This is a genomic window from Arthrobacter sp. WCS2018Hpa-7 (assembly GCF_031843805.1).
Classification (GTDB): Bacteria; Actinomycetota; Actinomycetes; order Actinomycetales; family Micrococcaceae; genus Arthrobacter.
The window spans coordinates 88,915-96,309 of the sequence record NZ_JAVTJB010000019.1 but is presented as its reverse complement, the minus strand read 5'-3'; the positions used below and the strand labels follow the sequence as shown (position 1 = coordinate 96,309).

8 protein-coding genes are annotated in these 7,395 nt (G+C 65.4%); 5 read left to right on the top strand and 3 right to left on the bottom strand.

Going from position 1 to position 7,395, the window contains the following annotated elements; genetic code table 11:
* Positions 1-326: 326 nt before the first annotated feature.
* Positions 327-1,397 (top strand): Gfo/Idh/MocA family oxidoreductase, encoded by a 1,071-nt coding sequence (locus tag RQH14_RS18160; RefSeq protein ID WP_311214536.1) that lies wholly within the window; start codon positions 327-329, stop codon positions 1,395-1,397.
* A 76-nt stretch (positions 1,398-1,473) separates the two neighbouring features.
* Here the strand turns inward: RQH14_RS18160 and RQH14_RS18155 are convergent, their stop codons facing one another.
* The 3 genes from RQH14_RS18155 to RQH14_RS18145 all read right to left on the bottom strand — a co-directional run bounded on the left by RQH14_RS18155 (position 1,474) and on the right by RQH14_RS18145 (position 3,438).
* Entirely contained in the window at positions 1,474-1,914 is a 441-nt protein-coding gene (locus tag RQH14_RS18155; RefSeq protein WP_311214535.1) for a DoxX family protein, read from the bottom strand.
* An 88-nt stretch (positions 1,915-2,002) separates the two neighbouring features.
* Complete coding sequence (locus RQH14_RS18150) at positions 2,003-2,674, bottom strand: phosphonatase-like hydrolase (protein ID WP_311214534.1); 672 nt, start codon at positions 2,672-2,674, stop codon at positions 2,003-2,005.
* On the bottom strand, positions 2,671-3,438 hold the full coding sequence (locus RQH14_RS18145) for a GntR family transcriptional regulator (RefSeq protein WP_311214533.1): 768 nt from the start codon (positions 3,436-3,438) through the stop codon (positions 2,671-2,673). The genes RQH14_RS18150 and RQH14_RS18145 overlap by 4 nt, the downstream gene beginning before the upstream one ends.
* Before the next feature lie 163 nt (positions 3,439-3,601).
* Here RQH14_RS18145 and RQH14_RS18140 point away from each other — a divergent pair, with 163 nt between their 5' ends.
* Genes RQH14_RS18140 through phnE form a run of 4 tightly spaced genes read left to right on the top strand, consistent with a single transcriptional unit; the run spans position 3,602 to position 7,384 of the window.
* Positions 3,602-4,813: a TIGR03364 family FAD-dependent oxidoreductase gene (locus RQH14_RS18140; RefSeq protein WP_311214532.1), complete on the top strand. Its 1,212-nt coding sequence runs from the start codon at positions 3,602-3,604 to the stop codon at positions 4,811-4,813.
* A 35-nt stretch (positions 4,814-4,848) separates the two neighbouring features.
* The gene (locus RQH14_RS18135) at positions 4,849-5,763 is read left to right on the top strand and encodes a phosphate/phosphite/phosphonate ABC transporter substrate-binding protein (RefSeq protein WP_311214531.1); all 915 of its coding nucleotides are present in this window, start codon (positions 4,849-4,851) and stop codon (positions 5,761-5,763) included.
* The gene (locus RQH14_RS18130; protein ID WP_311214530.1) at positions 5,763-6,533 is read left to right on the top strand and encodes a phosphonate ABC transporter ATP-binding protein; all 771 of its coding nucleotides are present in this window, start codon (positions 5,763-5,765) and stop codon (positions 6,531-6,533) included. Before RQH14_RS18135 ends, RQH14_RS18130 begins: the two co-directional genes overlap by 1 nt.
* A complete protein-coding gene (gene phnE, locus RQH14_RS18125) occupies positions 6,530-7,384 on the top strand; it encodes a phosphonate ABC transporter, permease protein PhnE (RefSeq protein ID WP_311214529.1) in 855 nt (284 codons plus the stop codon). Before RQH14_RS18130 ends, phnE begins: the two co-directional genes overlap by 4 nt.
* The last annotated feature ends 11 nt before the right edge of the window (positions 7,385-7,395 follow it).

The following is a 7,395-nucleotide window of genomic DNA, read 5'->3' as shown; positions in this document are numbered from 1 at the left end:
TTCCCTGCGGGCGCACCCGTACCCGCCGGGCGCTCCCCTCGTTCCCTGCGGGCGCACCCTTACCCGCCGGGCGCACCAGAGGTTACCGGAGCGAGCGGCGTAAAAGGGTGCGGCACCATGCCCACTCAAAACCCCGCACGCTTCGGGGCCGGCCCCGCCCTCGTTGGGAACGGCGCACCCGTACCCGCCGGGCGCTCACCTCGTTCCCTGCGGGCGCACCCTTACCCGCCCGGCGCACCAGAGGTTACCGGAGCGAGCGGCGTAAAAGGGTGCGGCACCGTGTTCTCGCAGAGGCAACGCTTGCCCGGAATGAGAGGATGTCAGTCATGACCCTCCCTATCGCCAAACCGTGGCTGTCCTCCCAACCCAACCAGGATCCCCGGGCAGCTACCGGCCGGCGCTTGAAGTGGGGTGTCGTGTCTACAGGCAACATTGCCAACAGTGTCTCAAAGGACCTGGCCCTGCTGGACGACGCAGAACTCTACGCTGTTAGCTCCAGGACGCAGGCCGCCGCTGATGCCTTCGCGCACACGCTGGGGTTCGCCAAAGGATACGGGGACGACGGCGATGTGCCCGGCTACCAGCGGCTGTTCGACGATCCCGCAGTGGACGTAGTCTATGTGGCCACTCCGCATGCCCAGCACTTCCAGATCGCATCGGCCGCCTTGCGTGCCGGCAAGCACGTGCTCTGCGAGAAGGCCCTCACCATCAACGCCCGTGAAGCCACCGAACTGGTGAAGCTGGCCCGGGAGAACAACGTGTTCTTCATGGAGGCCGTGTGGAGCCGCTTCCTGCCGAGCATGCAGCGGGCGTTCGAAATCGCTGCATCCGGCGAGCTTGGGCAGATCCACTGGGTCAGCGCGGATCTTGGCTTCCCGGCACCCTACGACCCTTCGGCCCGCATCTGGGCCCTCAATGATGGTGGTGGCGCACTCCTGGACATCACCGTCTACCCGCTGCTTTGGGCCTTGGGCACACTGGGCTTCCCGCAGTCGGTCACCGCGATCGGCACGCTCAACGACGACGGCGTGGACACCCAGAACGCCCTGACGTTGGGCTACTCCAGCGGTGCCCAAGTTCAGCTGACGTCGTCCCTGATGGCCCATGGCCCCCGGACAGCCACCGTTGCCGGCGGGCTCGGATTCCTGCAGACCGTGGGTTCAGTGAACAATCCGCGCGAATTGATGATCCGGGTTGGTTGGGACGAACCGCGCCACGAGCGCTTCGATGTGGTGGGCATTGGCTACACGTACGAACTCCGTGAGGTGACGCGTTGCGTCCAGCAGGGCCTCACCGAAAGCCCGGTCATGCCCCTGGAAGACTCCATCAACGTCATGCGCCTCTTCGACGGCGTGCGCTCCCAGCTGGGGATCAGGTACCCGAACGACGCGCGGTGAGGTCCCCGGTGGTGACTCCACCCCGGCGGCTAGTGCCGCCGTCGTGAGTTAACCCAGTCGCGTTAACGTCGACGGACTAACGCCGTGGGCCGGTTGATTGCCGGGCCAGCTTGCGATCCAAGGAGAAAGCTCCGGGTCCCAGGAAGATGAACGCCACCGAGATGGCCGCGTAGATGATCAGGAGCTCGGCGGTCACCCCTGCCCTGTCCGTGAGCAGGGGCTTGCCCGCTTCAGTCACGAACCAGATGCCCGCGAACATGATCGCCGCGAGGAACCCGGCCACTCGGGTCAGGGCTCCGAGGACCAGCAGCAGGCCAAGTCCCAATTCACCGGCGATCACCAGCCACGCCACGATCTCCGGCTTCTGCACGCCCATGGCGGCAACCGACGCAGCAAAGGCAGCGTGCCCGGCCATGAGCTTCTGGATGCCGTGGACCATGATGAGCGCGCCGAAGACCACACGCAGGATGGTGACGCCGCGGGCGGAGGACTTGGGTGACGGGTGAAGGAATTTCACGCGTTCCAATCTTCCATGCCTGGGGCTGGGGGCCAAACGCCGGGCACTGCGAGCCTGACACTGAGCACTGCGAGCCTGACGCCGAAGGTCAGGAGAGCAGCGCCGGGATGTCCTTCACGCCGTCCAGGATGTGGTGGTGCGGGTGCACGGCCAGGTCTTCGCGGCCCAGCTTGCCGGTCAGGACGCCCACGGCCGTCACGCCGGCGTTGTTGGCAGCGGCGAGGTCATTCACGGTGTCGCCCGCGGCCATCACGGCGCGGACGTCCTGGACTCCGGTCAGTTCCATGGCCCGGTGAATCATGTGTGGTGCCGGTCGTCCCGCGGCTACTTCGTCGGAGCAGACGACGGCGTCCAGCAAGTTGTCGTCGCCGACGCCCCATCCCAGCCGCTGGAGCAGGGGCTCGGCGACGTCGCGTGAGAAGCCGGTGGTCAGCGCCACCTTGATGCCCTGGCGGCGCAGTTCGCGGAACGCGTCTTCCACTCCCTCCAGGGCGACCGGCGGGTTGGCGTCGTAGAACTCGACGAGCAGTTCCTTGAAGCGGATGAAGGCAACAGCCACGGTTTCAGCGTCCGCCGTGCCTCCGCCGGCATCGATCAGCGCCGTGATGGCCTCCACCTTGTCCGCGCCCATCCATTCCTGGACGGCCTCGGGCGTGGTGGACACGCCGGTCTCTTCAACGCAGCGGGCAAGGGCAACGTACACGTCGCCGTGTTCGTCGATGGTGGTTCCGGCCATATCGCAGGCAACAAGCTTGATCATGGGGTGGCTCCTTCAGTGTGGATGCGGACCAGGGCGGCCCTGCGCTCCACGGTGTTGTCGATGGTGAAGTTGGTCAGTGCCGGCAGGTAGCGGTCCTCGGAGTATTCGAGGGGCTGCCCGTCGGCGGAACGGGTGATGCGGCGTTCGCGCAGAAGCGGAATACCTTCGGGCTGCTCCAACAGTTCGGCGTCCTCGTCACTGGCAGCGACGGCGTCGATGGTGTGGCGGGCACTGTGCAGGTCCACGCCTTGCTCCTTGAGGAACGCGAAGATGGACCCGGAGTCGGTGTCGAAGTCGAACAGTTTCCGGCCCACATCCAGGATGAACGTGGTGCGCTCAATCATGGCCGGGGACTCGTCCAGGTGGCGGACACGCAGGACCTCCACCACCGTGGTTCCCGGCACCAGACCGAGTGCCTCGGCAGCTTCCGGACTGGCCTCGCGGCGCGCGACCTCCAGCGTCCGCTGGCCGGGCTTCTTGCCGATGCCGCTGGCCCATTCGGTGAACGAGTTGAACGTGGAAAACGACTGCGACGGCACGGACGAACGAACCATGGGAGGGCGGCCCCGCCCTCCGGTCACGGCGCCTTCCGACCGGAGAAACGCGAGCGCCTGGCGGATCGGTCCGCGCGAGGTCCCGAATTCCCGGCATAGCTCCGCTTCGCTGGGCAACTGGTAACCCGGAGGCCACTCACCGTCGGTGATGCGGCGCATGAATTCCTCGCTCAGCCTGACGTGGAGGGGTGCGTTCTGCTGTGTGCTCACCAGTTGATAATACAAGTCTGTTTCGGCAATAACACCGGATCTGAGCGGTCTCAGGTGAATTTGGGGTGAACTCAAATGAACAGACGTTAAATTCAGATTAACTTGTATATACAAGTGCCGTTCTGGCTTGATTCCCCTTCCCGGAGCCGCCAATGTCAGTGGTGTGAACAACCCAAGCACCTCCCCCACCCCCTTCAACAACAGCGCGAGCCAGCCCGCCGACGTCGTGATTGTCGGCGCTGGAATCGTTGGTTTGGCGCATGCCGCGCACGCTGTTGCCAACGGCCTGACCGTCACCATCATTGACCGCGACCACCACGCCGCGGGCGCCTCCGTCCGCAACTTCGGCCACTGCTGCATCACTGCCCAGTCCGGGGAACTGTACGAACTCGCGCAGACCTCGCGGAAGTACTGGCTCGAGTTCGCCGAGCAGGCAGGCTTCTGGGCCTCCGAGGCCGGCGCCGTAGTACTCGCCCGCACCGAAGCCGAGATGAACGTCCTGCGCGAACTCTCCGCGGTCCGCGAGCCTGGCCAGGTGGAATTGCTCTCCCCTGCAGAGACGCGGAAACGGCTGAATGTTTCCGCTGCGGAAGAAGCGCACGACGACGGCAGTACTTCGGGTGCATCATGGCCCGGACTCGTAGGCGGCGCCTTCCTTCGGGACGACCTCCGCGTCGACCCCCGCACCACGGTCGCAACGTTGGCCGAGTGGCTCAGCCGGCAGCCCGGCGTCGAACTTCACTGGAACACTGCCGCGCTGGGCTTCAGCGAGTCCGCGGAGGGCGTCACTGTCCAGACGTCGCGCGGCGATCTTCGTGCCAAGCAGGTCTTTGTCTGTGTTGGCCACGACGTCGACTACCTGTTCCCGGTCCTTGCCGAGGAGCACCGGATCCAGCGGTGTGCGCTGCAGATGTCGCTGGCAGCCAATCCATCCGGCGTCGAGTTCGCTCCTGCAGTCCTGACCGCGACCTCCATGCTCCGGTACCCGGCGTTCACGGACATGCCCACCGCTGCAGCCCTCCGCTCCGAGGTGTTGGAGAACCGGCCCGAACTGCTGGAGATCGGCGCCAACGTCATGTTCACCCAACGCCCCGACGGCACCATCATCCTGGGCGATTCGCACCACTACCACCGCACCGCGGATCCGTTCCTGGACGAATCCGTCACCACCACGCTCAACGCCGAAATCACGGGCCGGATCGGCGAACCACTGAAGATCATCCAACGCTGGCAGGGCGTCTACGCCTCTTCTGACGTCGCACCGATCCTGGTCCGAGAGGTCCAACCCGGAGTCACGGTGGTGTCCGTGACCTCCGGTGTGGGCATGACCCTGTCCTTCGGCCTGGCACACCGCAACGTGTCGCGTTTGTACTGAAGCTCCCCTCTCCCTCCCTTCGCATAAGGAATCCCATGAAAACCTCGCTCTTCACCGGCTCCGCCCTTGCCCTAGCCACTGCCCTGGCGCTCACTGCCTGTGGCGGCTCAGCCCAGTCCTCGCCCGAGGCAACGTCCGCCACCTGCCCCAACGGCGAGATCAAGTTCGGCATCGAGCCTTACGAGGACCCGGCAAAACTCAAGCCCGCCTACGACGTCCTGGCCGCAGCGCTGTCCAAGAAGCTCGAATGCCCCGTCAGCGTCCAGGTGGTTGAGGACTACGCCGCCGAGGTCCTGGCCATGCGCAACGGCAAGCTGGACCTGGGCCAGTTCGGGCCGCTCGGGTACGTCTTTGCTGATGCCAAGGCCGGCGCCGAGCCGCTGGTTTCCTTTGGCACGGCCGGGAAGGAACTCAGCACGTACACGGCCGGCATCTGGGTTCCCAAGGACAGCACCATCCAGGCCATCGGGGATCTGAAGGGTAAGTCCCTCGCCCTGGGCAGCGTCGGATCCACCTCCGGCGACGTTCTGCCCCGCTTCGGCCTCCGTGAAGCCGGAATCGCCGATGCCGACATCAAGATGGACTACACCGGCGGCCATCCTGAAGCCCTCCTCGCCCTGACCAACGGCAAAGTCGATGCAGCGGAGATCAACTCCCAGACCCTTGCCACGGCCGTTGCCGCAGGCACCTTCACTCCGGATAACTTCCGCCAGGTATGGACGTCCAACCCCATCCCCAACGACCCCATCACCGTGCGCGGTAACGCCGATCCCGCGTTCAAAGCCGCCGTGAAGGACGCGTTCCTCAGCCTGGATCCCGCCGACGTGGCCAAGGTGGGCGAGTTCCTGGACGTCACCCCGCCAGGCCCGCTCCTTGAGGTCACCAAGGACAATTACACGCCGCTGTTCGAGCTCGCCGAGACCATGGGCCTCACCGAGAAGGATCTGTAATGACTCTTTCCGTCCACGGCTTGCGAAAGTCGTTCAGTGGCAGGACCGTCCTTCAAGGCGTGGACTTCTCCGTAGCCGCCGGAGAATTTGTAGCATTCCTCGGCGCCAATGGCTCGGGCAAGTCCACCACCTTGCGCTGCGTCATGGGCATCACGTCCCCGGATTCGGGGAGCATCAGCATTGATGGAGCTGGGCTGGAAACCCTCCAGGGCCGTGAACTGCAGCAAGCCCGCCAGCGCATGGCCATGATTTTCCAGAAGATCCATCTGGTCCCCCGGCGCACTGCGTTGGATAACGTCTGCGCCGGCGCCTTGGCCCGCATCCCCACGGTTCGCTCACTGAGTCCTCTGCTGTTTCCGGCCGACGTCCAGCAGGAAGCCCTCGACTGCCTGGACCGCGTGGGCTTGGCCAATCGCGCCTTCGACCGGGTGGGCCGGCTTTCCGGCGGACAGCAGCAGCGCGTGGCCGTAGCCCGGGCACTCTGCCAGCGGGCCGACGTCGTACTCGCCGACGAGCCTGTCTCCGCACTGGACCCGCACGCTGCCGAGCAGGTGATGGCTCTGCTGCGCGAACTCGCCCACTCCGAAGGGCTGGCGGTGGCCGCGGTCCTTCATCAGCCCGATCTCGCGCTGCGATACGCTGACCGGTCCATCGGGCTGCTCCAGGGCTCCATGATGTTCGACCTCCCCTCCACAGAGGTCACGGCCGACCACCTCGACACGTTGTACGCCCCGGACCGGGACGTTTCAGACAGGACCCAGGCAGCATGACTCCCCATACTTTGACCCCGGCCGTCGCCCGACAGAACTCCACCGGCAAAACCCGCGTGGCAATGGTCCGCCCGAAGAAGCCGCTGCGGTGGATCACGACGGCGGCAGTGGCGGCCGCCGTCGTCGGACTTCACGCCGTAGCCATCGAAGGGACGGACTTCAAACCGGAACTGCTGGTTGACGGTTGGAAGGGCATGGCAGCCTTCATTGGCGATGCGTTCCCGCCGGACCTGAGCTGGGAGAAGACGCTCAAGCCCGGCCTGGAAGCCACGCTGGTGACATTGTGGATCGGCCTCCTGGGGACCACACTGTCTGTGCCGTTCGCCCTGCTCCTGGCCGCGTTGGCCGCCGAGAACACCAGCCCGCACCGGCTGGTCTACCAAGGCGCGCGGGCCGTGCTGTCCTTCTTCCGCGCCGTGCCGGACATCGTGTTCGCACTGATCTTCGTCACCGCTGTGGGGCTCGGTCCCTTCGCCGGCGTGCTCGCCTTGATCTGCCACAACACCGGTGTCATGGGGAAACTGTGGGCGGAATCCATGGAGGAGATTGACGCCGGGCCGCAGGAAGCACTCCGCACGGCCGGCGCCAACCGGATCCAGCAGGTAGCCAACGCCACGCTGCCCATGGTGGTTCCCCAGTTCGTGGGCCTGCTGCTCTACCGCTTCGATGTCAATGTGCGGTCCTCGCTGGTCCTTGGTCTGGTGGGAGCCGGCGGCATCGGGCTGCTGATCAACCAGTCCATCAAGTCGTTCCAGTTCGACTCCATGCTCACCCACATCCTGATCGTGTTGGTGCTGATCATCGTGGTTGACCAGTTCTCCGCGTGGATCCGCAGGCGCCTGGCCGCCTAACGCTGCATGGC